Source organism: Aeromicrobium sp. WCS2018Hpa-31 (genome assembly GCF_031843905.1).
Classification (GTDB): domain Bacteria; phylum Actinomycetota; class Actinomycetes; order Propionibacteriales; family Nocardioidaceae; genus Aeromicrobium.
Window position 1 is genome coordinate 176362 of the sequence record NZ_JAVTJF010000009.1, and the last position, 22448, is coordinate 198809.

Below are 22448 nucleotides of genomic sequence, written 5' to 3' on the forward strand. Positions count from 1 at the left end.
CATGAGCACCCTGCACAAGGACCACCGCGACGTTCTGATCGCGCCCGTCGTCTCCGAGAAGACGTACGCGCTCATCGACGACAACAAGTACACGTTCCTGGTGCGTCCGGACGCGAACAAGACGGCGATCAAGATCGCCGTCGAGACCGTGTTCGGCGTCAAGGTGACGGCCGTCAACACGATCAACCGCAAGGGCAAGACGCGTCGCACCCGCAACGGTGAGGGCAAGCGCAAGGACACCAAGCGGGCCATCGTGAGCGTCGCCGCCGGCCAGAGCATCGACATCTTCTCGAGCCCGAGCTGAGGACTGACCAGACATGGCTATTCGCAAGTACAAGCCGACCACGCCGGGCCGTCGAGGCTCCAGCGTCGCCGACTTCGCCGAGATCACCCGCACCACGCCGGAGAAGTCCCTCGTGGAGCCGCTGCCCAAGAAGGGCGGCCGCAACAACCAGGGTCGCATCACCACGCGCCACCAGGGTGGCGGTCACAAGCGTGCCTACCGCGTGATCGACTTCAAGCGCTACGACAAGGACGGCGTGCCGGCCAAGGTCGCTCACATCGAGTACGACCCCAACCGCACCGCGCGCATCGCGCTCCTGCACTACGCCGACGGCGAGAAGCGCTACATCATCGCGCCTGACGGCATCCGTCAGGGCCAGGCCATCGAGGCCGGGCCGACCGCCGACATCAAGGTCGGCAACAACCTGCCGCTGCGCAACATCCCCGTCGGTACCCAGATCCACGCCGTGGAGCTGCGTCCCGGTGGTGGCGCCAAGATGGGTCGGTCCGCCGGAGTGCGTGTCCAGCTCGTCGCCAAGGAGGGTACGCGCGCCCAGGTGCGCCTGCCCTCCGGCGAGATGCGCTACGTCGACGTCCGCTGCCGCGCCACGATCGGCGAGGTCGGCAACGCCGAGCAGTCCAACATCAACTGGGGCAAGGCAGGACGCAACCGCTGGAAGGGCAAGCGCCCGACCGTCCGTGGTGTCGCCATGAACCCGATCGACCACCCGCACGGCGGTGGCGAGGGCAAGACGTCCGGTGGACGTCACCCCGTCTCCCCGTGGGGCAAGCCCGAGGGCCGTACGCGCAAGCGCAAGGCCAGCGACCAGATGATCGTCCGCCGCCGCAAGTCCGGCCGCTGAGCTACGACGAGCTCAGGAACCAGGAGTAGAGAATGCCCCGTAGTTTGAAGAAGGGTCCCTTCGTCGACGGCCACCTCGAGAAGAAGGTGGACGCTCAGAACGAGGCCGGAACCCACACCGTGATCAAGACCTGGTCGCGTCGCTCGATGATCCTGCCGTCCTTCATCGGACACACGGTCGCCGTGCACGACGGCCGCAAGCACGTCCCGGTGTTCATCACCGACGCGATGGTCGGGCACAAGCTGGGCGAGTTCGCCCCCACCCGTACCTTCCGCGGTCACGAGAAGGACGATCGAAAGGCCAAGAGGCGATGAGTGCAGCCACCCGAGACAACGTCAGCGCGCGCCGCGAGCGCCTGCTGGGCGACGCACCGGGCGCGTTCGCCGTGGCCCGCTTCGTGCGGGTCACGCCGCAGAAGGCCCGCCGTGTCGGCGACCTGGTCCGCGGCATGGACACCGACGAGGCTCTCGCGATCCTGCGGTTCGCTCCGCAGGCCGTCGCGTCGAACTTCTACAAGCTCGTGGAGTCCGCCGTCGCGAACGCCGAGACCACCGAGGGCCTGGACGCGTCCGACCTCGTGATCTCCGTCGTGCACGTCGACGAGGGGCCGACCATGAAGCGTTGGCGCCCGCGCGCCAAGGGTGCGGCCAACCGCATCCTCAAGCGCACGAGCCACCTGACCGTCGTCGTGCAGCCGGCCGCTGACGTGCCGCAGTCGCGCAAGAACTCGAAGAAGGGCGGTCGCTGACATGGGCCAGAAGATCAACCCGCACGGCTTCCGACTCGGCATCTCGACCGACCACAAGAGCCGCTGGTACGCCGACAAGCTGTACAGCAGCTACGTCGGTGAGGACGTCAAGATCCGCAAGCTGCTGACCAAGGGCATGGATCGCGCCGGCATCAGCCGCGTGGAGATCGAGCGCACGCGTGACCGCGTCCGCGTCGACATCCACACCGCGCGTCCGGGCATCGTCATCGGTCGCCGTGGCGCCGAGGCCGACCGCATCCGCGGCGAGCTCGAGAAGCTCACCGGCAAGCAGGTGCAGCTCAACATCCTCGAGGTCAAGCAGCCCGAGCTCGACGCCCAGCTCGTCGCTCAGGGTGTCGCCGAGCAGCTGAGCGGTCGCGTGCAGTTCCGTCGCGCGATGCGCAAGGCGATGCAGACGACCATGCGCTCCGGTGCCAAGGGCATCCGGATCCAGTGCTCGGGTCGTCTCGGCGGAGCCGAGATGAGCCGCTCGGAGTTCTACCGCGAGGGCCGCGTGCCCCTGCACACGCTCCGTGCCGACGTCGACTACGGCTTCTACGAGGCCAAGACCACCTTCGGTCGCATCGGCGTCAAGGTGTGGATCTACAAGGGTGAGGTCGCCGGTACCCGCGCCGAGCGCGAGGCCGAGACCGCGCGTCGCGCCGCCGCTCCCGGCAGCCGTCGCCCCCAGCGCGGGCGTCGTCCCGCACGTGACGACCAGGCCGGCCAGGCCCCGGCAGCACAGGGTGCTGCGCAGGCCCCGGCCGAGCAGGCCGCACCCGCAGCCGAGGCAGCTCCTGCCGCGGCCGCCGCGGGCGCTGCCACCGAAGGAGGGCAGTCCTGATGTTGATGCCTCGTAGGGTCAAGTACCGCAAGCAGCACCACCCCAAGCGGCGCGGCATGGCCAAGGGCGGCACGGAGCTCGCGTTCGGCGACTTCGGCATCCAGGCGGTCGAGGGTCACTACGTGACCAACCGCCAGATCGAGTCCGCTCGTATCGCCATGACGCGTCACATCAAGCGTGGCGGCAAGGTGTGGATCAACATCTACCCCGACCGCCCGCTGACCAAGAAGCCGGCCGAGACCCGCATGGGCTCGGGCAAGGGCTCGCCCGAGTGGTGGGTCGCGAACGTCAAGCCCGGACGCGTCATGTTCGAGCTGTCGGGCGTGACCGAGGAGGTCGCCCGTGAGGCGATGCGCCGCGCCATCCACAAGCTGCCGATGAAGGCCCGCTTCATCACCCGCGACACCGAGGGAGGGTTCTGAGCATGGCTGCGAAGACCACTGCCGCAGAGCTGCGCGGCCTCGATGCCGAGGCTCTGGAGACCAAGCTGCGCGAGGCCAAGGAAGAGCTGTTCAACCTGCGCTTCCAGAACGCCACGGGCCAGCTCGACAACACCGCTCGCCTCAAGACCGTCCGTCGCGACATCGCCCGCATCTACACGGTGCTGACCGAGCGCGAGCTGGGCATCATCGAGGCGGTCGAGGCATGAGCACCAGCGAGAAGGACACCGTGACCACCACGAACGACACCCCCAGCAGCGACCGCAACTACCGCAAGGTGCGCGAGGGACTCGTCACGAGCGACAAGATGGACAAGACCGTCGTCGTCATCGTCGAGGACCGCGTCAAGCACGCCCTGTACGGCAAGGTGCTGCGCCGCAACGTGAAGCTCAAGGCGCACGACGAGGCCAACGCGGCCGGCGTCGGCGACCGTGTGCTCATCCAGGAGACCCGCCCGCTGTCGGCCACCAAGCGCTGGCGCGTCGTGGAGATCCTCGAGAAGGCGAAGTGAGAGACAGATGATTCAGCAGGAGTCGCGACTCAAGGTCGCCGACAACACCGGTGCGAAGGAGATCCTCTGCATCCGTGTTCTCGGCGGATCGGGTCGACGCTACGCCGGTATCGGCGACACCATCGTCGCCACCGTCAAGGACGCCATCCCCGGCGGCAACGTCAAGAAGGGCGACGTCGTCAAGGCCGTCATCGTGCGCACCGTCAAGGAGCGCCGTCGTCCGGACGGTTCGTACATCAAGTTCGACGAGAACGCCGCGGTCATCCTGAAGACCGACGGCGATCCGCGTGGAACGCGCATCTTCGGCCCCGTCGGCCGCGAGCTGCGCGACAAGAAGTTCATGCGGATCATCTCGCTCGCCCCGGAGGTGCTCTGACATGACCAGCAACAAGAAGTCGACGCTGTCGATCCGCAAGGGTGACCAGGTCAAGGTCATCGCCGGAGCCGACAAGGGCGTCGAGGGCAAGGTCATCGAGGTGATCGCCGAGCGCAACCGCGTCATCGTCGAGGGCGTGAACCGCATCAAGCGGCACACGCGCGCCGGCGCCGACGGCGGCCAGGGCGGCATCATCACGCGTGAGGCCCCGATCCACGTCTCGAACGTGATGCTCGTGGTCGATGTCGACGGTGACAAGACCACCACGCGCGTGGCCTACCGCCGCGACGACGTGACCAAGAACCGTGCAGACGGTTCCAGCTACGAGGCCCAGCGCAGCGTGCGCGTGTCCTCCAAGACCGGAAAGGAGATCTGAGCATGGCCGAGTCCACCACCGCCGCTCCGCGGCTGAAGGCCAAGTACCGCGAGGAGATCCTCCCGGCCCTGCGCGAGGAGTTCGACCACGCGAACGTCATGCAGGTGCCCGGGCTGACGAAGATCGTCGTCAACATGGGTGTCGGCGAGGCAGCTCGCGACGGCAAGCTCATCGAGGGCGCGATCCGCGACCTCACCGCCATCACGGGCCAGAAGCCGCAGGTGACCAAGGCGCGCAAGTCGATCGCCCAGTTCAAGCTGCGTGAGGGCATGCCGATCGGCGCGCACGTCACGCTGCGGGGCGACCGCATGTGGGAGTTCCTCGATCGTCTGCTGACGCTCGCCCTCCCGCGCATCCGCGACTTCCGTGGTCTGAACGGCAAGCAGTTCGACGGCCGCGGCAACTACACCTTCGGTCTCACCGAGCAGGTCATGTTCCACGAAATCGACCAGGACAAGATCGATCGCTCGCGTGGCATGGACATCACCATCGTCACCACGGCCATCAACGACGACGAGGGTCGCGCGCTGCTGAAGCGGCTCGGCTTCCCGTTCAAGGAGAACTGACATGGCGAAGACCGGCCTGAAGATCAAGGCGGCCCGCAAGCCCAAGTTCGCGGTCCGTGGCTACACGCGCTGCCAGCGCTGCGGCCGTCCCCGCTCGGTGTACAAGAAGTTCGGCCTGTGCCGCATCTGCCTGCGCGAGATGGCGCACCGCGGCGAGCTCCCGGGCGTCACCAAGAGCAGCTGGTAATCCACCAACCCTCACGACCGTCGTAGGTCCTCCCTCACCCGCATGGCACACCGCCTGGGGGCACGGGATGCGAAACCGCGGCAGGAACGGAACACACCACCATGACCATGACCGATCCGATCGCGGATCTGCTCACGCGGATCCGCAACGGCAACCAGGCGTTCCACGACGAGGTGTCGGCGCCGTACTCCAAGCTGAAGGAGGGCGTCCTCGCCCTGCTCAAGCAGGAGGGCTACATCACCGACTACCGCGTCATCGAGCCCGCTGAGGGCGAGGTGGCCAAGAACCTGCAGATCACCCTCAAGTACGGCCCCCAGCGCGAGCGCTCGATCGCCGGCATCCGCCGCATCAGCAAGCCGGGCCTGCGGGTGTACGCCAAGTCCACGAACCTGCCGAAGGTGCTCGGCGGACTCGGTGTCGCCATCATCTCGACCAGCCAGGGCCTGCTGACCGATCGTCAGGCCACGACCAAGGGTGTAGGCGGAGAAGTCCTCGCCTACGTCTGGTGAGGGAGGAGACGAACACATGTCGCGCATCGGCAAGCTGCCCGTCGCCGTCCCGTCCGGCGTCGAGGTCACCATCGAAGGCCAGGACGTTCGCGTCAAGGGCCCCAAGGGCGAGCTGTCCCACACGGTCGCCGACCCCATCACGGTCGCCCGTGGTGAGGACGGCAGCCTCGAGGTCAACCGTCCCGACGACGAGCGCAGGAGCAAGGCCCTCCACGGGCTGAGCCGCACGCTCATCAACAACATGGTCGTCGGCGTCACCGACGGCTACGAGAAGAAGCTCGAGATCGTGGGCGTCGGCTACCGCGTCCTGTCCAAGGGCCCGACGGAGCTCGAGTTCGCGCTCGGCTTCAGCCACCCCGTGGTCGTCAAGGCCCCCGAGGGCATCACGTTCAACGTGGAGGCCCCGACCAAGTTCTCGGTCATCGGCATCGACAAGCAGTCGGTCGGCGAGGTCGCCGCGAACATCCGCAAGATCCGCAAGCCCGAGCCCTACAAGGGCAAGGGCGTCCGTTACGCCGGCGAGCGCGTGCTGCGCAAGGCTGGAAAGGCTGGTAAGTGATGGCCGTCTCCATCAAGCAGTCCAAGGGTCGCTCCGCTCGCGCCACGTCGCGCGCGCGTCGCCAGATCCGCGGTCGCAAGAAGCTCCACGGCTCGCCCGAGCGTCCTCGTCTCGTCGTGACCCGGTCCAGCAAGCACATCGTGGCCCAGGTCGTGAACGACCTCGAGGGACACACGCTGGCCTCGGCCTCGACCCTCGAGGCCGACCTGCGGTCCTTCGAGGGCGACAAGACCGCCAAGGCGAGGAAGGTCGGCGAGCTCGTGGCCGACCGGGCGAAGGCCGCCGGCATCGAGAGCGTCGTCTTCGACCGCGCGGGCAACCGGTACGCCGGTCGTGTCGCGGCGCTGGCCGACGGTGCGCGTGAAGGCGGGCTGGAGTTCTGATGACCCACAACACCAACACCAACGACATGGGGAGTGCCGCATGAGCGCCCAGCAGAACCGCCGAGGAGGCGGAGACCGTCGCGGTGGTCGAGGCGACCGCGGCGGCGACAAGTCCAACTACATCGAGAAGGTCGTCACGATCAACCGTGTCGCCAAGGTGGTCAAGGGTGGACGTCGCTTCAGCTTCACCGCCCTCGTGATCGTCGGCGACGGTGACGGCCAGGTCGGTGTCGGCTACGGCAAGGCCAAGGAGGTCCCCACGGCGATCTCCAAGGGTGTCGAGGAGGCGAAGAAGAACTTCTTCCGCGTCCCGCGCATCCAGGGCACCATCCCGCACCCGGTGACGGGCGAGAAGGCGGCCGGCGTCGTCTTCCTGCGTCCGGCATCGCCCGGTACCGGCGTCATCGCCGGTGGCCCGGTGCGCGCGGTGCTCGAGGCCGCCGGTGTGCACGACGTGCTGAGCAAGTCGCTCGGTTCCTCGAACTCCATCAACATCGTCCACGCGACGGTGGCGGCCCTCAAGGGCCTGGAGTCGCCCGAGATGGTGGCGCAGCGTCGCGGCCTGTCGGTCGAGGACGTCGCGCCCGCCGCCCTGCTCAAGGCGCAGGCCGAGGGCATCAAGGAGGCGCAGAACGCGCCCGTCGAGGCTGGTGTCTGATGGCACGTCTCGAGATCACCCAGGTTCGTTCGGCCATCGGTCGCCAGCAGAACCAGCGCCACACGTTGCGGTCGCTGGGTCTCAAGCGCATCGGTGACGTCGTCGTCAAGGAAGACCGTCCGGAGATCCGCGGCATGGCTGAGACCATCCCGCACCTCGTGGACGTCAAGGAGGTTGACTGACATGGCGCTGAAGCTCCACCACCTGCGCCCCGCCCCCGGTGCCAAGACCGCGAAGACCCGTGTGGGTCGCGGTGAGGGCTCCAAGGGCAAGACCGCCGGCCGCGGCACCAAGGGCACCAAGGCCCGCTACCAGGTGCCGGCCGGTTTCGAGGGTGGCCAGATCCCCCTCCACATGCGCCTGCCCAAGCTGAAGGGGTTCAAGAACCCCTTCCGTGAGGAGTACCAGGTCGTCAACGTCGAGCGGATCGGCACCCTCTTCCCCGAGGGTGGCGCCATCGACGTCGACGCGCTGGTCGAGGCCGGGGCGGTCCGCAAGGGCCACCTGGTCAAGGTGCTCGGCGAGGGCGACCTCTCGGTCGCCGTCCAGGTCACGGCTCACAAGTTCTCCGGTTCGGCCCGCAGCAAGATCGAGGCCGCCGGCGGCAGCGCGACCGAGCTCTGAATGACGCTCTGACGCACGACGGCGAGGCTCTCGGACCCCTCGGGTCCACTCGAGAGCCTCGCCGTCGTTCGTCGTCCGGCACCTCGTGCCGACGCAGACGCCGTGCCGGCGCAGGACGACCGTCCTGCAACCACCGGGCAACGGCTGACCTGCGAGAACTGACTGTTAGAGTCGCGGGGGCCCGTACGGGTTCCACGATCGAGGAGGACATCAGGTGCTCAGCGCCTTCGTGAACGCGTTCAAGACGCCTGACCTACGGCGCAAGCTGCTGTTCGTCCTCGGCGTCATCGTGCTGTTCCGTCTCGGCTCGACCCTTCCGGCTCCCGGCATCAACGTCAGCAACGTCCAGCGCTGCGTCGACCTCGCCTCCCAGGGCGAGAACAGCAGCCTGTTCGCGCTCATCAACGTCTTCTCCGGTGGTGCGCTCCTGCAGCTCACCGTGTTCGCGCTCGGCATCATGCCGTACATCACAGCGAGCATCATCCTGCAGCTGCTCGTCGTGGTCATCCCCAGGCTCGAGGCCCTCAAGAAGGAGGGCCAGTCCGGCCAGGCGAAGATCACGCAGTACACCCGCTACCTCACGCTGGGTCTGGCCGTGCTCCAGGCGACCGGCATCGTGGCCCTGGCACGCAGCGGACAGCTGTTCGGCGGCGTCGACTGCGGCGACCTGCTCTACCGCCAGGACAGCATCCTGGCCTTCCTGCTCATCGTGCTCGTCATGGTCTCCGGGACCGCCGTCATCATGTGGCTCGGCGAGCTCATCACCGACCGCGGCGTCGGCAACGGCATGTCGATCCTGATCTTCACGCAGGTCGTCGCCACCTTCCCCGGCGCGATGTGGCTGATCAAGGAGCAGAAGGGCTGGGCGACGTTCTCCGCCGTCGTGGCCGTCGGTCTCGTGATCGTCGCGGCGGTCATCTTCATCGAGCAGGCCCAGCGGCGCATCCCCGTCCAGTACGCCAAGCGGATGGTCGGGCGTCGCATGTTCGGCGGCTCGTCGACCTACATCCCGCTCAAGGTCAACCAGGCCGGCATCATCCCGGTGATCTTCGCCTCGAGCCTGCTGTACCTGCCGGCCCTCTACGCGCAGTTCCGTCCGGACGGCGTGGGCGCGGTCTGGATCAACGACCACTTCGTGCGGGGCGACCACCCGTACTACATGATCACGTACTTCGCGCTGATCGTGTTCTTCGCCTACTTCTACGTCGCGATCACCTTCAACCCCGAAGAGGTCGCCGACAACATGAAGAAGTACGGCGGGTTCATCCCGGGCATCCGCGCGGGTCGTCCCACGCAGGACTACCTGGCCTACGTCCTGAGCCGCATCACGGCGCCCGGCGCGGTGTACCTGGGCATGGTCGCGCTCATCCCGATGATCGCCGTCGCCCTGCTCGGCGCGAGCCAGAACTTCCCGTTCGGCGGTACGTCGATCCTCATCATCGTGGGCGTCGGCCTCGACACGGTGAAGCAGATCGAGAGCCAGCTCCAGCAGCGCAACTACGAAGGGTTCCTGCGGTGACGCGACTTCTCATCATGGGCCCGCCGGGTGCGGGCAAGGGGACGCAGGCGGCGACGCTCGCCCAGCGCATCAACGGCGCCCACATCTCGACCGGTGACATCTTCCGGGCGAACGTGCAGCAGCAGACCGAGCTGGGGAAGACGGCGCAGCGCTACATGGACGCCGGGGAGTACGTGCCCGACGAGGTCACGAACGCCATGGTGAAGGATCGGCTGGCCCAGGACGACGCGCGCGACGCGTTCATCCTCGACGGCTACCCGCGGACGGTCGAGCAGGTCTCGACCCTCGACGCGATCCTCTCCGACCTGGGGTCCCAGCTCGACCACGTGCTGGTGCTGACGGTGGACCACGAGGAGCTGATCGGCCGGCTGCTGAAGCGGGCCGAGACCAGCGGTCGCGCGGACGACACCGAGGACGTCATCCGGCACCGCCAGGAGGTCTACATCGCCGAGACCGCGCCGTTGCTGCCGGTCTACCGCGAGCGGGGCCTGCTGCGCGAGGTCGACGGGATGGGCACGGTCGACGAGGTCGAGGCGCGCATCGACGCCGCGCTCGGTCTCTGACCGCGCGGACCGGGGCGCGTCCGTGTTCGGTCGGGGCATCGAGCTCAAGAGTCCGGAGCAGGTCGTCGCGATGCGACGCGCCGGGCTCGTGGTGGCCCATGCACTCGACGCGGTCAGGGCGGCGATCGCTCCCGGCGTGACCACCGCCGAGCTGGACGCGTTGGCGCACGACACGATCCGAGCGCACGGCGCCACCTCCAACTTCCTGCACTACGGCGCGGAGCCCGGTGTCCCCGGCTTCCCGGGCGTCATCTGCACCTCGGTCAACGACGAGGTCGTGCACGGCATCCCGGGCCCTCGGGTCCTGCGCGACGGCGACGTCATCTCCGTCGACTGCGGGGCCATCGTCGACGGGTGGCACGGCGACGCGGCCATCACCGTCGAGGTGGGTGAGGTGCGGCCGGAGGTGCACACGCTCGTGGCCGAGACCGAACGGGCCCTCTGGGCGGGGATCGTCGCGGGGGCGCCCGGACGTCGCGTCGGCGACATCAGCCACGCCATCGAGCGCAGCGTCCGGTCCGCCGGGTCCTACGGCATCGCCGACGGGTACACCGGTCACGGCATCGGCACCGCCATGCACCAGGCACCCGACGTGCCGAACGTCGGCCGGCCCGGCAAGGGCCCGAAGATCGTGCCCGGGCTCGTGCTCGCCGTCGAGCCGATGGTGACGCTCGGCTCGCCGGACAACCGCACGACCGAGGACCAGTGGACCGTCGTGACGGTGGACGGCTCGTGGGCCGCGCACTGGGAGCACACGGTGACGTGGACCGAGGAGGGGGCCTGGGTGCTGACCGCGGTCGACGGCGGCCGGGCCCAGCTCGCGGCGCTCGGGGTCGCGTACGCCGGGAACGACGCATGAGCGGCGTCCGTCGGCTCGTCCCTGCGCTGCTCACCGGCGCCGTCCTCGTGCTGGTCGGAGCGTGTTCCGGTGGGCCCGACAGCTCGGAGAACCCAGCCGCAGCGGTCGAGACGATGATGCGAGCGCTCGACGCGGGTGACTGCCAGGCCGTCAAGGACGTGGTGCTGACCCCCTCGGAGATCGACTGCGGCTTCGTGACGGAGATCGGTGGCATGTTCGCCGACGAGGGGCTCGAGCTCGACGACGTGGACTTCACCGTGGCGGAGTCGTCCGGGGACCAGGCCACCGTCGAGATCGACTGGAACGACGGCGACCCGCGCGAGTCGTACGAGGTCCAGCGTGTGGACGGTGCATGGAAGGTCCTGTTCGACAGCGCCGCCTGAGCGCCGAAGAACCTAGCGGGTGACGGGTGCCGTGAGACGCGTCGACCAGCGTGCCTTGGTGGAGTAGCCCGGAGCCTTGCCCGTGACGATGACCCGCACTCGCTGCCCGAGCTGCTTGCTGGTGAGCACGAAGCTCGCGCGGGTGGCTCCAGCGATCGCCCGCCCGTCGGCGTACCAGCGGTAGGTCAAGGTCGCCTTGGGTGACCACGGCCCCGTGGTGGCCCGCAACGTGGCCCCCACCTTCTCTCGACCGGTGAAGTCCGGGGGCGTGGCCCGGGCGAACGTCCCCGCGGCCAGGGGCGCGGTGCGTCGCGCGGACACGGTGCTGGCGGTCGCGAACCCCGGTCGGCGACCGGTGACGACGACATGAATCCGTTGACCGCGATGCGCCGGCGTCGGTACGAACGTCGCGGACGTGGCGCCCCGGAGCAGGGTCCTGTCGGCGTACCAGCGATAGCTGAGCACGGCTTCGGGCGACCACGGATGCGTCGTCGCCGTGAGAGGAGCTCCCACGCGCTCGGCTCCCGAGATCTCGGGGCGGAAGGTGCTGGTGAATCGACCGGACTGCACGGGAGCCGTCGCGGAGGCTCCGTGGATCGTCGACGGGACGTATCCGGGCCGGACACCGGTGACGCCGACACTGATCCGTCGCCCCTGGTCCTCGGGGGCGATGGTGTAGGTCGGGGACGTGGCCCCAGCGAGCGGACGGTCGTCGGCGTACCACTGGTAGTGGAGGTCGGCCGTGGGCGACCATGCCGGTGTGCTGGCCGTGAGGACGGATCCTACGTGCGGGGCGCCCCGCACGACCGGTCCCGGGGTCGTCGCGAAGCGGCCCTCGCGCACAGCGCCGGTCGCGACTGCAGAGGCCAGCGCCCGGGTCGTGTACCCGGGGCGTTTGCCGACCGCGTGGACGACGACGGAGCGGCCGAGCTGCTCAGGCGCGAGGGTGAACGTGCGGTCGTTGGCCCCGACGATCCGCTCGCCGTCGGCATACCAGCGATATGTCATGTCGGCGTCGGGACTCCAGGCGGGCGTGAGCGCCTGGAGGACGGACCCGACCGCTTCCTCCCCCTCGATGGTCGGACGGTAGGCGCTGAGCACGCCGGGTGCGATGGCCGCGGTGGTCGCCGCCGAGGTCAGCGTCTTGGTCGGATAGCCCGCGCGGGTCCCTGTGACGCGGACGTGGATCTTCTTGCCCACGTCCTCGGGCCTCAGACGGTGGGTGGGCCCGACGGCCCCGTGGATGGCGGTTCCGTCGGCGAACCACTGGTAGGTCAACCGGGCCGCAGGAGTCCAGGACGCCGTGGTTGCGGTGAGCAGGCCGTCGACCCTCTCCGGCCCGGAGAACGTCGGGCGTGAGGTGCTCGAGAACTCGGGTGTGGTGTCGGGGTCGGCGAAGTGGATGAACCCGTCGGGCCACCCCGATCCGGACTTGGTGATCCGGCGGTGGTCGAACGTGCGACCCCAGTTGGACTCCGAGACGATGATCTCGGTGGGGGAGGCCACCTTCTCGACGTAGGCGACGTGGTTGCCGGTCCTGCCCCACCACGCGACCGAGCCGACCGTCGGCGTCTGGTCGGTCACGGAGGCCATCGCCTTGCCCCAGTCGCGCGCGTTGCCCACCCCCGACTTGGGTCGGACGTTGGGCATCCCGTTGGTGGTGATCAGGCGGTAGGCGACGTAGTTGGTGCAGTTGGTCCCCGTGTACATGCGCCAGTAGCTGGTCCGCTGCTTCGTCTCGTAGCCGAAGTGGTCGTAGCCGGCGCGCTTGCAGGAGGCGTACCCCGAGCACAGCAGCGACGAGCCGGCCTGCGCCGAGACGCCTGCGGAGACGATCAGTCCGCCCACCACGGCCAGGGAGGCGGCGAAAGATATCAGCGCGGTCAGCACCCGAGATTGCGACACGCCGAGCAGCGTACGTGATTTTCGGGACTTGTGGGGCGGAAGTGACGCGGGAGGCCGAGGGGCTCCGACCTGTCGGACCCGCTGCGACGACCCTCGTCCCCTAGGTTGGAGGCATGCGATCTCGACGGGCGTTCTTCCCATGACGGTCGCCGAACCCGACACCTCCTCGCTCTCGCGCCTCCTGCGCGGGGGCTCCCAGGTCGAGCACCAGGCCGCCGAGGGCTCGTCGTTCATGACCGAGCTCCTCGCGGGCCGGGTGAACGCCCGCGGGTACGCCGACTACCTGGCGCGTCTGCGTCGGGTCTACGACGTGCTCGAGTCCCTCGGCCGCGCCCTCGCGGGCGACCCCGTCGCCGACGCGGTGCTCGATCCGGCGCTCGAGCGCACGCCCTCGATCGACGCGGACCAGGCCCACTGGGGCGTCGGCCACGCGGCGACGCCGGCCACCGACGCGTACGTGGCACGCATCGAGAGCATCGCCGCCTCGCCGGCCCGGTTCGTGGCGCACCACTACACCCGCTACCTCGGCGACCTCTCCGGCGGGCGCATCATCGGACGGCTCCTGGAGCAGACCTTCGAGCGGCCGGACGGTCTCGCGTTCTACGCCTTCCCCGGCATCCCGAAGCCCAAGCCCTACAAGGACGCCTACCGCGCTCGGCTCGACGGCCTCGACCTGACGGCGGAGGAGAAGCTCGCCGTGCTGACCGAGGTCAAGACGGTCTTCGGGCTGAACGGCGCGCTCTTCGAGGAGCTCACCGCCGACCTCGACGCCTACCGACGCTGAGGCGCGTCGCCGAGCAAGCGCTCGGTCTCAGGCGTGGTGCTCCTGGGTGCAGCACTTGACGCTGCCGCCGGCCTTGAGCAGCTCGCTCACGTCGACGGGCACGGGGGTGTAGCCCCGTTCGGCGAGCCGGACGGCGAGGTCGCGCGCCTGGACCGGCAGGACCACGTGGTGGCCGTCGCTCACCGCGTTGAGGCCCAGGACCAGGGCGTCGGCCTCGCTGCACTCGATGGCGTCGGGGAACAGCTGGCGCAGGGTCCGGCGGCTGTGGGGCGAGAAGGCCGAGGGCAGGTAGGCGATGTCGGCCGGTGCCTCGCCGTTCCCGTCGTCGAGCACCGCGAGGGCGGTGTCGAGGTGGTAGAACCGCGGGTCGACCAGCTCCAGGCTCACGACGGGCCGGTCGAGTGCGGCGGCCGCCTCCACGTGGGCGTGCAGACTCGTGCGGAAGCCGGTGCCGGCGAGGATCATGGAGGCGAGCACCAGGAAGTCGCCCTCGCCCTCGTTGGTGTGGGCCGGCTCGACGACCTCGATGCCCTGCTCCCTCAGCAGTCCGGCGTGCAGCACGGCCTCGGCCTGGCGCTCGACGTGGCGGAACCGGGCGCCGTAGGCGCGTCCGTCGACGACCAGGGCGCCGTTGGCGGCGAACACCATGTCGGGCAGACCGGCGGCAGGCTCCAGCAGCTCCACGCTGTGCCCGAGTGCGCGGTACGTCTCGACGAGGGCCTGCCACTGCGCCACGGCGCGGTCGCGGTCGACGTGGATGCCCGGCTGCATCCACGCGTTGATCGCGTAGGTGACGTCGAAGTGGGTGGGTGCGCACATCAGGTACGAGCGGACGCGGGCGGTGCGCGCGGTGACGCGGTCGAGCGTCGAGTGGGTGGGGGTCGAGTGGGCGGGAGTGCGGGTGTCGAGCACGGTCACGAGGGCCTCCTGCGGTGGTCGACGGTGCGTGATCACGCAACGAATCAAGCCTAGCGGCGGCTGTTGGCGAACGAGGACTTCGAAACTGCACGTCGGCACGCAGGAATCCGACGAATCCGGCCCGCACGCGGCGATCTGTTGCACGATGAGGGCATGGACGACCTCGATCGCCGCATCATCGACCACCTCGTGCGCGACGGACGGGCGGGATACGCCCGCATCGCCGCCGACGTGGGGCTCTCGGCGCCCGCGGTGAAGCGCCGCATGGACCGCCTCGTCGACGAGGGCGTGATCAAGGGCTTCACCGCCGTCGTGGATCCCGACCTGATGGGGTGGTCGGTCGAGGCGTACGTGGAGGTGCACTGCCGGGGCACGATCACGCCCGAGGCGCTCGGCGAGGCGTTCGCGAAGGTGCCGGAGGTCCACGCGGCGGCCACGGTGTCGGGCCAGGCCGACGCGATGCTGCGCATCGTCGCGCGTGACGTCCGCGACCTCGAGCGGGCGCTCGAACGGGTCCGCATGGAGGTCGACAACGTCGACCACACCGACACCGCGATCGTGCTCTCCCGGCTGATCGACCGCTACACCGGGTGAGGGTCGGCCGGTCAGGCGGGCGGGGCGACGCCGAGCAGGCACACCTCGTTGCCCGACGCATCGGCGCACACCGTCCACGGCAGTCCTGGTGCGGGCTGGGGGAGGACGGTGCCGCCGAGGTCGCGGACGAGGTCGAGGGGGGTGGCGTCGTCGGGACCGGGCCGCACGTCGAGGTGCAGCGTCGACTTCCCGCGGCGGGGTCCGGGCTCCGGGCACAGCTCCAGCAGCGGCCCCGCGCCCGACGGGTGGGCCAGGGCGTGGGGATCGGCCGTGGGCGCCCACCCGGTGACCGCGGCCCAGAAGCGCGCCTCCCGGTCGGGGTCGGCGCAGTCGAGGGGGAGCGCAGCGACCGGGCCGGAGCCGGTGCGGTAGGCGGGGCGGTCCTCCATGACGCAGAACGCGTTGCCGTCGGGGTCCGCGAGCACCACCCAGGGGACGTCGCCCTGACCGATGTCGACGCGGCGGGCGCCGAGCCCCACGAGACGCTCGGCGACGGCGTGCTGCTGCTCGGCGCCGCGCAGGTCGAGGTGGAGCCGCTGGAGGACGTCGGCGGGCGTCGAGGCGGGCGGGAAGCAGAGGTCGAGGAACACCTCCGGCGCTAGGTGCAGGCGCGCCTCGAGGCCGTCGGCGTCCTCGGTCAGCACGTCGGCGCCGAGGGCCTCGGCCCAGAAGTGGCCGAGCGCCCGCGGATCGGGCGAGTCCCAGACGATGTTCTCGACCCGCATGGCGCCATCCTGCCCGAGGTGCGGCACCGGGACCCGATTTGAACGAAGGGCCCCCGCCGACGTAGACTTCCCTGTCGGCCTGATTCGGGCGTCACGACCCCCTGCCCTCGGAGGTTCAGTCCTCAGGGTTCAGTCCTCGCGGTTCACGCCGCGCGGAACGGCTCCTCGGAGCCGAGGGTGCCGTCGCGTGCGTCGGCCGACACAGACGATCAAACCGAGAAGCTGAGGTCCATGGCGAAAAAAGAAGGCGTCATCGAGATGGAGGGTGCTGTCGTCGAGGCACTCCCGAACGCGATGTTCCGGGTCGAGCTGGCCAACGGCCACAAGGTCCTGGCGCACATCAGCGGCAAGATGCGCCAGCACTACATCCGCATCCTCCCCGAGGATCGGGTCGTGGTGGAGCTGTCGCCGTACGACCTCAGCCGTGGACGGATCGTCTACCGCTACAAGTGACCCCGGCCCAGGCCGGAGCACGAGACAACTGCACACCGATACACGTTCAGACTGAAGAAGAGAGAGCTTCTCGATGAAGGTCAACCCGAGCGTGAAGAAGATCTGTGACAAGTGCAAGGTGATCCGTCGCCACGGCCGCGTCATGGTGATCTGCGAGAACCCCCGGCACAAGCAGCGCCAGGGCTGATCGCACTTCTTCACCGCGACACACTGAACATCTGATGGCTCCCGCGCCTCCTCTCACGAGGCGGACGCGGGTCACCCCCGGCGCAGAGGCCGGGGCCCGGCTCAGGAACCCACCATGGGAGTCCTGGAGGCAGCCGGGACGCCCCAGGTGACGACACCTCTGCCGAACCGGAAGGAACTGCCACCATGGCACGCCTCGTCGGAGTCGATCTCCCGCGCGACAAGCGCATCGAGATCGCACTCACCTACATCTTCGGCGTCGGGCGCACCCGCGCCGCCGACACCCTCGCCGCCACCGGCATCAGCCCGGACGTCCGCGTCCACGAGCTGAACGACGACCAGCTCGTCGCGCTGCGTGACCACATCGAGGCCAACTACCAGGTCGAGGGCGACCTGCGCCGTGAGGTCACGGCCGACATCCGTCGCAAGATGGAGATCGGTTCGTACCAGGGCCGTCGCCACCGTGCGCACCTGCCCGTCCGCGGCCAGCGCACGAAGACCAATGCGCGCACCCGCAAGGGCCCGAAGCGCACCGTCGCCGGAAAGAAGAAGTGATCTAGATGCCTCCTAAGAGTGCAGGCGCCAAGAAGGTGCGCCGCAAGGAGAAGAAGAACGTCGTTCAGGGCCAGGCCCACATCAAGAGCACGTTCAACAACACGCACGTGACGATCACCGACCCCAGTGGTGGAGTGATCGCGTGGGCCTCCGGCGGAACCGTCGGCTTCAAGGGCTCGCGCAAGTCCACGCCCTTCGCGGCGGGCATGGCGGCCGAGGCCGCCGGTCGCCAGGCGATGGAGCACGGGATGAAGAAGGTCGACGTCTTCGTGAAGGGCCCGGGTTCGGGCCGCGAGACGGCGATCCGGTCGCTGAGCGGCGTCGGCCTCGAGGTCGGCACCATCTCCGACGTGACCCCCAGCCCCCACAACGGCTGCCGTCCCCCCAAGCACCGTCGTCTCTGATCCCCGCGATCAGAGTCCGCGAAGAATCCAGGAGTTAGATCATGGCCCGTTACACCGGACCTCTCACCAAGAAGTCGCGCCGTCTCGGCGTCGACCTCGTCGGTGGCGACGCCGCGTTCGAGCGTCGTCCCTACCCCCCGGGCATGCACGGTCGTGCCCGCATCAAGGAGTCGGAGTACCGCACCCAGCTGCAGGAGAAGCAGAAGGCGCGCTACACCTACGGCGTCCTCGAGAAGCAGTTCCGCAAGTACTATGAGAACGCGCACCGCAAGCCCGGCAAGACCGGTGACAACCTGCTGAGCCTGCTCGAGAGCCGGCTCGACAACGTCGTCTACCGTGCCGGCCTGGCCCGCACCCGTCGCCACGCGCGCCAGCTCGTGACGCACGGACACTTCATCGTCAACGGCGTGAAGACGAACATCCCGTCCTTCCAGGTCAGCAAGCACGACATCATCGATGTCAAGCCCAAGAGCCTGGAGACGACGCCGTTCATCGTCGCCCGTGAGACGCACGACAAGGACACCGTTCCCGGCTGGCTCGACGTCGATCCCGATCGCGGTCGGATCCTGGTGCACCAGCGCCCGGTCCGCGAGCAGATCACCGTCCCCATCCAGGAGCAGCTGATCGTGGAGTTCTACTCCAAGATCTGATCCACCCCGTTCCACTGAGCCGGTCCTTCAAATAGCGGGAGGACCGGAAAGGAAGTTCAACCATGCTCATCGCACAGCGCCCCGTCCTGACCGAAGAGGTCGTCGCCGACAACCGTTCACGGTTCGTCATCGAGCCTCTCGAGCCCGGCTTCGGCTACACCCTCGGCAACTCGCTGCGCCGCACGCTCCTCAGCTCCATCCCGGGCGCGTCGGTCACGTCGATCAAGATCGACGGCATCCAGCACGAGTTCTCCACCGTCCCGGGTGTCACCGAGGACGTCACCGAGATCATCCTCAACCTCAAGAACCTGGTCGTCTCCTCCGAGCACGACGAGCCGTTCGTCATGGTCCTGCGCAAGCAGGGTGCCGGTGTGGCCACCGCGGCCGACATCGAGGCCCCCGCGGGCGTCGAGGTCCACAACCCCGACCTGCACATCGCCACGCTGAACGACAAGGCCAGCCTGGAGATCGAGCTCGTCGTGGAGCGTGGCCGCGGCTACGTCTCGGCGGTGCAGAACAAGACCGGCGACGAGGAGATCGGCCGCATGCCGATCGACTCGATCTACAGCCCCGTCCTCAAGGTCACCTACAAGGTCGAGGCCACCCGAGTCGAGCAGCGCACCGACTTCGACAAGCTGATCATCGACGTCGAGACGAAGTCGTCGATGGCGCCGCGTGACGCGATCGCGTCGGCCGGCTCGACCCTGGTCGAGCTGTTCGGTCTGGCTCGTGAGCTCAACGTCGAGGCCGAGGGCATCGACATCGGCCCGTCGCCCGTCGACGAGCAGCTCGCCGCCGACCTCGCCCTGCCGATCGAGGACCTGAACTTCACGGTCCGCTCGTACAACTGCCTCAAGCGCGAGGGCATCCACTCCGTGGGTGAGCTCATCACGCGCTCGGAGCAGGACCTGCTCGACATCCGCAACTTCGGCTCGAAGTCGATCGACGAGGTCAAGGCCAAGCTGGCCGAGATGGGCCTGGCCCTCAAGGACAGCCCGGCCGGGTTCGACCCGTCGGCCGTGCTCGACTCCTACGACGACGACGCCAGCTTCGCCGAGGACGAGCAGTACTGAGCTGCTCGCTCATCGACCTGTTCACTGACCTGGAGACAGACACATGCCCACGCCCACCAAGGGAGCCCGCCTCGGCGGCAGCCCGTCGCACCAGCGCCTGATCCTGGCCAACCTCGCGACGGCTCTGTTCGAGCACGGCCGGATCACCACCACCGAGGCCAAGGCCCGCCGTCTGCGGCCCTACGCCGAGCAGCTCATCACCAAGGCCAAGACCGACACGGTGGCCAACCGCCGCCAGGTCGTCAAGGTCGTGCGTGACAAGAGCGTCCTGCACACCCTGTTCACCGAGATCGGTCCCGCCATGGCGAGCCGTCCCGGCGGCTACACGCGCATCACGAAGATCGGTCCGCGCAAGGGCGACAACGCCCCCATGGCCGTCATCGAGATCGTCGAGGCCAAGGAGTTCGCCGCGCAGGCGACCGCTCCTGCCGCTGCGCCCGCCGCGGCTCCGGCCGAGGACGAGACCCCCGCGGTGAACGCGTCCGACGACGCCGAGCAGGTCGAGACCGACGTCGTCGCCGGTGCTCCGGCCACGGAGTCCGAGACCGAGCCGGCCACCTCCGAGGACGTCGAGGCCGCGGCCGAGGCTGTCGAGGAGCCCGCCTCCGACGAAGGCACCGACAAGGCCTGACCAGGTCGTGTCGCCGAACGGCCCCCACCGCACCGCGGTGGGGGCCGTTCGCCTTTCTGATGCAGATTTCTCGTTCGGACCCCCAGGGACTCGGCTGGGACCTAGGCTCGCGTGAGGCGCATCGCGAGGTGCGCCGTCGTCGTGCGTCGAGGGAGTCGTGGTGGGGAAGTCCGGAGTCGTCGTCATCGCAGCAGGGACCGTCCTGGCCGCGCTCCTGCCGGCATCTGCTGTCGCGGTTGCCGGACCGCAGACGCAGGTCGGGGAGGTGGTTCGTCCGGCATCGAGTGAGACCCCCAGGGTGGCGCGGGGTCTGGTGGTGAAGAGCCGGGCGAGTGACGCGACACTGCTCCGGTCGGTGCGCAGGGCGGCCCGGGACGCGGACGTCACCACCGAGGACGTCCAGCAGCCGGACCAGCTGACCGGCTCGCTGAGCATCGTCGACTTCGGCGAGACGGTGCCGTTCGAGACCGCTGCCGACGTCGCGGCCTCGGTCGCCGAGCGTGCTGACGTGGAGTGGGCCATCCCGAACGGACGGATGAGGCCGAGCGCCGCATCGCCCGTGACTCCCGACGACCCGCTCTTCAGGGACCAGTACCAGCTCTGGGACTTCACGGCGAAGGTGCGAGGTGGCTTCAGCACGCGTGCCCCGTCCGTCTGGTCGACGACGAAGGGTTCCGGCGTCGTGGTCGCCGTGCTCGACACCGGCGTCGTGAGGAGCCATCCGGATCTGAAGAACCAGCTGGTCGCGGGCTACGACATGATCGACGCCGACCAGGACATGGCGGGGGAACCCCTGGGGTCGGGCGACGAGTTCGAGTTCTACACCGCGAACGACGGTGACGGCAGGGACTCCGACCCGTCGGATCCCGGCGACTGGATCCCGCGCGGTGACACCTACTGCTACGGCGACGACGAGGGGCCGCTCGACGAGCCGGAGGACAGCAGCTGGCACGGCACGCACGTGGCCGGCATCATCGCGGCGCAGCAGAACAACAGGCTCGGCATCAGCGGGGTCGCCCCTGCGGCGAAGATCCAGCCGGTGAGGGTCCTGGGCCGCTGCGGAGGGTGGGACTCCGACATCCTGGCGGGCATCGAGTGGGCTTCGGGCGGCGACGTGGAGGGCGTTCCTGCGAACGCGACCCCGGCCGACGTGATCAACCTGTCGCTCGGCGGCTACTTCGAGGGGATCGAGGATCTCGTACCCGCCTACTGCAGTGCCTACGGGGACGTCATGGGAGCAGCGGCCCAGCGAGGCGCGGTGACCGTCGTCGCTGCGGGCAACGACGGGGGCGATGCCGACCTCGCCGTTCCTGCCGCCTGCCCGAACGCGGTGTCCGTCGCTGCCACGAGCCGAGCCGGACGCGCCGCGTTCTACACCAACCGCGGCCCCTCGGTCGACATCGCGGCGTACGGGGGCGACTTCGCCGTGGACGGCGACGCCGTGCTGTCGACGGTCGATCGCGGCACGACCTCCCCGGTCGGTGCCGGCTACGACATGTACATGGGCACCAGCATGGCGGCCCCCAGCGTCTCCGGCGCCGCTGCGCTGCTGATCGCGGCCGGGGTGCCGTCCCACCAGGTCGAGTCCCTCCTGAGGGAGGACGTGCAGCCGTTCCGTGCGTACTCGTCCAAGGATGCTGCCCACGTGATCCGTCCACCCGGCGGTGAGCCGTTCACCGTCGACCTCAACTGCGACGACGAGGTCTGCGGGAGCGGGGTGCTGGACCTGGCGCGCCACGACGTGGCTGTCCTCTTCGAGGAGGCCGACTTCCGACCGTCGGTCGTCCACGGTCAGAGCGTGACGTACACCGTCCGGGCACTGGAGTCCTCTTCAGGTACGCCATGGCGCGGCCCGATCGAGCTGCGTCGTGGTTCGTCGGTGCTGGCCCGTGGCGTCGTCGACGCCGAGGGACGCGCCCGGTTGACGGTCCGTGGCACAGCCTGGGCGGCGCCGCGCACCACGATCCGAGCGGTGATGCCGGCGGGGCACGACTGGGACTCGGCCGTCCAGTCGATCTCGGTGGCCAAGGCACGTTCGTCCGTGTCACAGTCGATCGCGTCGAAGGTGAGCCGGAAGAAGAAGGCGAAGATCACCGTCACCGTCAAGGTGGCCGGGGTGGCGAGCCCCACCGGGCAGCTTCGGGTGTACGACGGGAAGAAGCGCATCGCGACGGCGAACCTGTCCTCCACCGGGAAGGGCAAGCGGGTCGTCTCGCTCCCGAAGCTCACGAAGGGCAAGCACCGGATCAAGACGGTCTACGTCGGCACGAGCAACATCACCGGCAGGACGTCGACCACCCGGACGGTGACGTCGAGATAG

At 68.9% G+C, this 22448-nt stretch carries 35 protein-coding genes; 32 read left to right on the top strand and 3 right to left on the bottom strand.

The features are described 5' to 3' along the window. The first annotated feature begins 1 nt into the window (after window position 1). The 22 genes from rplW to RQG84_RS13515 all read left to right on the top strand — a co-directional run bounded on the left by rplW (window position 2) and on the right by RQG84_RS13515 (window position 11250). On the top strand, window positions 2-304 hold the full coding sequence (rplW, locus tag RQG84_RS13410; protein ID WP_311210413.1) for a 50S ribosomal protein L23: 303 nt from the start codon (window positions 2-4) through the stop codon (window positions 302-304). Window positions 305-317: 13 nt separating this feature from the next. Beyond that, the gene (rplB, locus tag RQG84_RS13415) at window positions 318-1145 is read left to right on the top strand and encodes a 50S ribosomal protein L2 (protein WP_055964281.1); all 828 of its coding nucleotides are present in this window, start codon (window positions 318-320) and stop codon (window positions 1143-1145) included. 32 nt (window positions 1146-1177) lie between these two features. Further along, window positions 1178-1459 (top strand): 30S ribosomal protein S19, encoded by a 282-nt coding sequence (rpsS, locus tag RQG84_RS13420; protein WP_055964284.1) that lies wholly within the window; start codon window positions 1178-1180, stop codon window positions 1457-1459. Beyond that, window positions 1456-1893 (top strand): 50S ribosomal protein L22, encoded by a 438-nt coding sequence (rplV, locus tag RQG84_RS13425; RefSeq protein ID WP_082480222.1) that lies wholly within the window; start codon window positions 1456-1458, stop codon window positions 1891-1893. The genes rpsS and rplV overlap by 4 nt, the downstream gene beginning before the upstream one ends. Before the next feature lies 1 nt (window position 1894). Next, a complete protein-coding gene (rpsC, locus tag RQG84_RS13430; protein ID WP_311210414.1) occupies window positions 1895-2737 on the top strand; it encodes a 30S ribosomal protein S3 in 843 nt (280 codons plus the stop codon). Beyond that, window positions 2737-3159 (top strand): 50S ribosomal protein L16, encoded by a 423-nt coding sequence (gene rplP, locus RQG84_RS13435; protein ID WP_055964290.1) that lies wholly within the window; start codon window positions 2737-2739, stop codon window positions 3157-3159. The genes rpsC and rplP overlap by 1 nt, the downstream gene beginning before the upstream one ends. A gap of 2 nt (window positions 3160-3161) precedes the next feature. Further along, window positions 3162-3386: a 50S ribosomal protein L29 gene (rpmC, locus tag RQG84_RS13440; protein ID WP_055964293.1), complete on the top strand. Its 225-nt coding sequence runs from the start codon at window positions 3162-3164 to the stop codon at window positions 3384-3386. Then, complete coding sequence (gene rpsQ, locus RQG84_RS13445) at window positions 3383-3688, top strand: 30S ribosomal protein S17 (protein WP_055964297.1); 306 nt, start codon at window positions 3383-3385, stop codon at window positions 3686-3688. The genes rpmC and rpsQ overlap by 4 nt, the downstream gene beginning before the upstream one ends. Before the next feature lie 7 nt (window positions 3689-3695). Next, complete coding sequence (gene rplN / locus RQG84_RS13450; RefSeq protein ID WP_055964301.1) at window positions 3696-4064, top strand: 50S ribosomal protein L14; 369 nt, start codon at window positions 3696-3698, stop codon at window positions 4062-4064. A 1-nt stretch (window position 4065) separates the two neighbouring features. Further along, entirely contained in the window at window positions 4066-4440 is a 375-nt protein-coding gene (gene rplX, locus RQG84_RS13455) for a 50S ribosomal protein L24 (protein WP_311210415.1), read from the top strand. A 2-nt stretch (window positions 4441-4442) separates the two neighbouring features. Continuing rightward, complete coding sequence (rplE, locus tag RQG84_RS13460) at window positions 4443-5006, top strand: 50S ribosomal protein L5 (protein ID WP_055964307.1); 564 nt, start codon at window positions 4443-4445, stop codon at window positions 5004-5006. 1 nt (window position 5007) lies between these two features. After that, window positions 5008-5193 carry a type Z 30S ribosomal protein S14 gene (locus tag RQG84_RS13465; RefSeq protein ID WP_055964310.1) on the top strand — a complete coding sequence of 62 codons (186 nt, stop codon included), beginning with the start codon at window positions 5008-5010 and terminating at the stop codon, window positions 5191-5193. A gap of 101 nt (window positions 5194-5294) precedes the next feature. After that, window positions 5295-5702, top strand: a complete 408-nt coding sequence (rpsH, locus tag RQG84_RS13470) for a 30S ribosomal protein S8 (protein WP_055964313.1) — start codon at window positions 5295-5297, stop codon at window positions 5700-5702. 16 nt (window positions 5703-5718) lie between these two features. Beyond that, complete coding sequence (rplF, locus tag RQG84_RS13475) at window positions 5719-6261, top strand: 50S ribosomal protein L6 (RefSeq protein ID WP_257729249.1); 543 nt, start codon at window positions 5719-5721, stop codon at window positions 6259-6261. Continuing rightward, a complete protein-coding gene (gene rplR, locus RQG84_RS13480; RefSeq protein ID WP_311210416.1) occupies window positions 6261-6644 on the top strand; it encodes a 50S ribosomal protein L18 in 384 nt (127 codons plus the stop codon). The genes rplF and rplR overlap by 1 nt, the downstream gene beginning before the upstream one ends. Window positions 6645-6684: 40 nt before the next feature. After that, on the top strand, window positions 6685-7302 hold the full coding sequence (gene rpsE, locus RQG84_RS13485) for a 30S ribosomal protein S5 (protein ID WP_055964320.1): 618 nt from the start codon (window positions 6685-6687) through the stop codon (window positions 7300-7302). Beyond that, window positions 7302-7484: a 50S ribosomal protein L30 gene (gene rpmD / locus RQG84_RS13490; protein WP_055964323.1), complete on the top strand. Its 183-nt coding sequence runs from the start codon at window positions 7302-7304 to the stop codon at window positions 7482-7484. Before rpsE ends, rpmD begins: the two co-directional genes overlap by 1 nt. A gap of 1 nt (window position 7485) precedes the next feature. Continuing rightward, entirely contained in the window at window positions 7486-7926 is a 441-nt protein-coding gene (rplO, locus tag RQG84_RS13495; protein ID WP_055964326.1) for a 50S ribosomal protein L15, read from the top strand. Between the two features lie 214 nt (window positions 7927-8140). Then, window positions 8141-9445: a preprotein translocase subunit SecY gene (secY, locus tag RQG84_RS13500; protein ID WP_055964329.1), complete on the top strand. Its 1305-nt coding sequence runs from the start codon at window positions 8141-8143 to the stop codon at window positions 9443-9445. Then, window positions 9442-10008 (top strand): adenylate kinase, encoded by a 567-nt coding sequence (locus RQG84_RS13505; RefSeq protein WP_311210417.1) that lies wholly within the window; start codon window positions 9442-9444, stop codon window positions 10006-10008. The genes secY and RQG84_RS13505 overlap by 4 nt, the downstream gene beginning before the upstream one ends. Window positions 10009-10030: 22 nt before the next feature. After that, window positions 10031-10867 (top strand): type I methionyl aminopeptidase, encoded by an 837-nt coding sequence (map, locus tag RQG84_RS13510; RefSeq protein WP_311210418.1) that lies wholly within the window; start codon window positions 10031-10033, stop codon window positions 10865-10867. Further along, window positions 10864-11250 (top strand): hypothetical protein, encoded by a 387-nt coding sequence (locus RQG84_RS13515; protein ID WP_311210419.1) that lies wholly within the window; start codon window positions 10864-10866, stop codon window positions 11248-11250. Before map ends, RQG84_RS13515 begins: the two co-directional genes overlap by 4 nt. Window positions 11251-11262: 12 nt before the next feature. Here the strand turns inward: RQG84_RS13515 and RQG84_RS13520 are convergent, their stop codons facing one another. Next, window positions 11263-13155, bottom strand: a complete 1893-nt coding sequence (locus tag RQG84_RS13520; protein WP_311210420.1) for a CHAP domain-containing protein — start codon at window positions 13153-13155, stop codon at window positions 11263-11265. A gap of 139 nt (window positions 13156-13294) precedes the next feature. Here RQG84_RS13520 and RQG84_RS13525 point away from each other — a divergent pair, with 139 nt between their 5' ends. Next, a complete protein-coding gene (locus RQG84_RS13525) occupies window positions 13295-13939 on the top strand; it encodes a biliverdin-producing heme oxygenase (RefSeq protein WP_311210421.1) in 645 nt (214 codons plus the stop codon). Window positions 13940-13966: 27 nt separating this feature from the next. Here RQG84_RS13525 and ddaH read toward each other — a convergent pair whose 3' ends face one another. Next, the gene (gene ddaH / locus RQG84_RS13530; RefSeq protein ID WP_311210422.1) at window positions 13967-14857 is read right to left on the bottom strand and encodes a dimethylargininase; all 891 of its coding nucleotides are present in this window, start codon (window positions 14855-14857) and stop codon (window positions 13967-13969) included. A 153-nt stretch (window positions 14858-15010) separates the two neighbouring features. Here ddaH and RQG84_RS13535 point away from each other — a divergent pair, with 153 nt between their 5' ends. Then, window positions 15011-15451: an Lrp/AsnC family transcriptional regulator gene (locus RQG84_RS13535; protein WP_311210423.1), complete on the top strand. Its 441-nt coding sequence runs from the start codon at window positions 15011-15013 to the stop codon at window positions 15449-15451. Window positions 15452-15462: 11 nt separating this feature from the next. On the opposite strand, the gene RQG84_RS13540 is transcribed toward RQG84_RS13535, so the two are convergent. Continuing rightward, the gene (locus RQG84_RS13540; RefSeq protein WP_311210424.1) at window positions 15463-16176 is read right to left on the bottom strand and encodes a VOC family protein; all 714 of its coding nucleotides are present in this window, start codon (window positions 16174-16176) and stop codon (window positions 15463-15465) included. A gap of 231 nt (window positions 16177-16407) precedes the next feature. Between RQG84_RS13540 and infA the strand changes: the two genes are divergently transcribed. The 8 genes from infA to RQG84_RS13580 all read left to right on the top strand — a co-directional run bounded on the left by infA (window position 16408) and on the right by RQG84_RS13580 (window position 22448). Further along, a complete protein-coding gene (infA, locus tag RQG84_RS13545; protein WP_007078610.1) occupies window positions 16408-16629 on the top strand; it encodes a translation initiation factor IF-1 in 222 nt (73 codons plus the stop codon). A 73-nt stretch (window positions 16630-16702) separates the two neighbouring features. After that, a complete protein-coding gene (gene rpmJ / locus RQG84_RS13550) occupies window positions 16703-16816 on the top strand; it encodes a 50S ribosomal protein L36 (protein ID WP_008361054.1) in 114 nt (37 codons plus the stop codon). Window positions 16817-17001: 185 nt separating this feature from the next. Next, on the top strand, window positions 17002-17370 hold the full coding sequence (gene rpsM / locus RQG84_RS13555; protein ID WP_055964358.1) for a 30S ribosomal protein S13: 369 nt from the start codon (window positions 17002-17004) through the stop codon (window positions 17368-17370). 5 nt (window positions 17371-17375) lie between these two features. Then, window positions 17376-17774, top strand: coding sequence for a 30S ribosomal protein S11 (rpsK, locus tag RQG84_RS13560; RefSeq protein ID WP_055964362.1), 399 nt, complete (start codon window positions 17376-17378; stop codon window positions 17772-17774). A gap of 41 nt (window positions 17775-17815) precedes the next feature. Then, a complete protein-coding gene (gene rpsD, locus RQG84_RS13565; RefSeq protein ID WP_055964365.1) occupies window positions 17816-18424 on the top strand; it encodes a 30S ribosomal protein S4 in 609 nt (202 codons plus the stop codon). 62 nt (window positions 18425-18486) lie between these two features. Then, entirely contained in the window at window positions 18487-19497 is a 1011-nt protein-coding gene (locus tag RQG84_RS13570; protein WP_055964368.1) for a DNA-directed RNA polymerase subunit alpha, read from the top strand. Between the two features lie 43 nt (window positions 19498-19540). After that, window positions 19541-20128, top strand: a complete 588-nt coding sequence (gene rplQ, locus RQG84_RS13575; RefSeq protein WP_311210425.1) for a 50S ribosomal protein L17 — start codon at window positions 19541-19543, stop codon at window positions 20126-20128. 355 nt (window positions 20129-20483) lie between these two features. Then, window positions 20484-22448: a S8 family serine peptidase gene (locus tag RQG84_RS13580; protein WP_311210426.1), complete on the top strand. Its 1965-nt coding sequence runs from the start codon at window positions 20484-20486 to the stop codon at window positions 22446-22448.

What these genes read in the sequence shown, in the direction of transcription:
- rpmC (WP_055964293.1), top strand. Translation starts at nt 3,162, where the DNA reads ATGGCTGCGAAGACCACTGCCGCAGAGCTGCGCGGCCTCGATGCCGAG.
- rplW (WP_311210413.1), top strand. Translation starts at nt 2, where the DNA reads ATGAGCACCCTGCACAAGGACCACCGCGACGTTCTGATCGCGCCCGTC.
- rpsE (WP_055964320.1), top strand. Translation starts at nt 6,685, where the DNA reads ATGAGCGCCCAGCAGAACCGCCGAGGAGGCGGAGACCGTCGCGGTGGT.
- rpsQ (WP_055964297.1), top strand. Translation starts at nt 3,383, where the DNA reads ATGAGCACCAGCGAGAAGGACACCGTGACCACCACGAACGACACCCCC.
- rplR (WP_311210416.1), top strand. Translation starts at nt 6,261, where the DNA reads ATGGCCGTCTCCATCAAGCAGTCCAAGGGTCGCTCCGCTCGCGCCACG.
- rpsC (WP_311210414.1), top strand. Translation starts at nt 1,895, where the DNA reads ATGGGCCAGAAGATCAACCCGCACGGCTTCCGACTCGGCATCTCGACC.
- rpsH (WP_055964313.1), top strand. Translation starts at nt 5,295, where the DNA reads ATGACCATGACCGATCCGATCGCGGATCTGCTCACGCGGATCCGCAAC.
- rplX (WP_311210415.1), top strand. Translation starts at nt 4,066, where the DNA reads ATGACCAGCAACAAGAAGTCGACGCTGTCGATCCGCAAGGGTGACCAG.
- infA (WP_007078610.1), top strand. Translation starts at nt 16,408, where the DNA reads ATGGCGAAAAAAGAAGGCGTCATCGAGATGGAGGGTGCTGTCGTCGAG.
- RQG84_RS13515 (WP_311210419.1), top strand. Translation starts at nt 10,864, where the DNA reads ATGAGCGGCGTCCGTCGGCTCGTCCCTGCGCTGCTCACCGGCGCCGTC.
- rpmJ (WP_008361054.1), top strand. Translation starts at nt 16,703, where the DNA reads ATGAAGGTCAACCCGAGCGTGAAGAAGATCTGTGACAAGTGCAAGGTG.
- rplV (WP_082480222.1), top strand. Translation starts at nt 1,456, where the DNA reads ATGAGTGCAGCCACCCGAGACAACGTCAGCGCGCGCCGCGAGCGCCTG.
- RQG84_RS13535 (WP_311210423.1), top strand. Translation starts at nt 15,011, where the DNA reads ATGGACGACCTCGATCGCCGCATCATCGACCACCTCGTGCGCGACGGA.
- RQG84_RS13465 (WP_055964310.1), top strand. Translation starts at nt 5,008, where the DNA reads ATGGCGAAGACCGGCCTGAAGATCAAGGCGGCCCGCAAGCCCAAGTTC.
- rplP (WP_055964290.1), top strand. Translation starts at nt 2,737, where the DNA reads ATGTTGATGCCTCGTAGGGTCAAGTACCGCAAGCAGCACCACCCCAAG.
- rpsD (WP_055964365.1), top strand. Translation starts at nt 17,816, where the DNA reads ATGGCCCGTTACACCGGACCTCTCACCAAGAAGTCGCGCCGTCTCGGC.
- rplO (WP_055964326.1), top strand. Translation starts at nt 7,486, where the DNA reads ATGGCGCTGAAGCTCCACCACCTGCGCCCCGCCCCCGGTGCCAAGACC.
- rplE (WP_055964307.1), top strand. Translation starts at nt 4,443, where the DNA reads ATGGCCGAGTCCACCACCGCCGCTCCGCGGCTGAAGGCCAAGTACCGC.
- rplF (WP_257729249.1), top strand. Translation starts at nt 5,719, where the DNA reads ATGTCGCGCATCGGCAAGCTGCCCGTCGCCGTCCCGTCCGGCGTCGAG.
- rpsM (WP_055964358.1), top strand. Translation starts at nt 17,002, where the DNA reads ATGGCACGCCTCGTCGGAGTCGATCTCCCGCGCGACAAGCGCATCGAG.
- RQG84_RS13570 (WP_055964368.1), top strand. Translation starts at nt 18,487, where the DNA reads ATGCTCATCGCACAGCGCCCCGTCCTGACCGAAGAGGTCGTCGCCGAC.
- RQG84_RS13540 (WP_311210424.1), bottom strand. Translation starts at nt 16,176, where the DNA reads ATGCGGGTCGAGAACATCGTCTGGGACTCGCCCGATCCGCGGGCGCTC.
- rpsK (WP_055964362.1), top strand. Translation starts at nt 17,376, where the DNA reads ATGCCTCCTAAGAGTGCAGGCGCCAAGAAGGTGCGCCGCAAGGAGAAG.
- rplQ (WP_311210425.1), top strand. Translation starts at nt 19,541, where the DNA reads ATGCCCACGCCCACCAAGGGAGCCCGCCTCGGCGGCAGCCCGTCGCAC.
- rpmD (WP_055964323.1), top strand. Translation starts at nt 7,302, where the DNA reads ATGGCACGTCTCGAGATCACCCAGGTTCGTTCGGCCATCGGTCGCCAG.
- rplB (WP_055964281.1), top strand. Translation starts at nt 318, where the DNA reads ATGGCTATTCGCAAGTACAAGCCGACCACGCCGGGCCGTCGAGGCTCC.
- rpsS (WP_055964284.1), top strand. Translation starts at nt 1,178, where the DNA reads ATGCCCCGTAGTTTGAAGAAGGGTCCCTTCGTCGACGGCCACCTCGAG.
- RQG84_RS13525 (WP_311210421.1), top strand. Translation starts at nt 13,295, where the DNA reads ATGACGGTCGCCGAACCCGACACCTCCTCGCTCTCGCGCCTCCTGCGC.
- rplN (WP_055964301.1), top strand. Translation starts at nt 3,696, where the DNA reads ATGATTCAGCAGGAGTCGCGACTCAAGGTCGCCGACAACACCGGTGCG.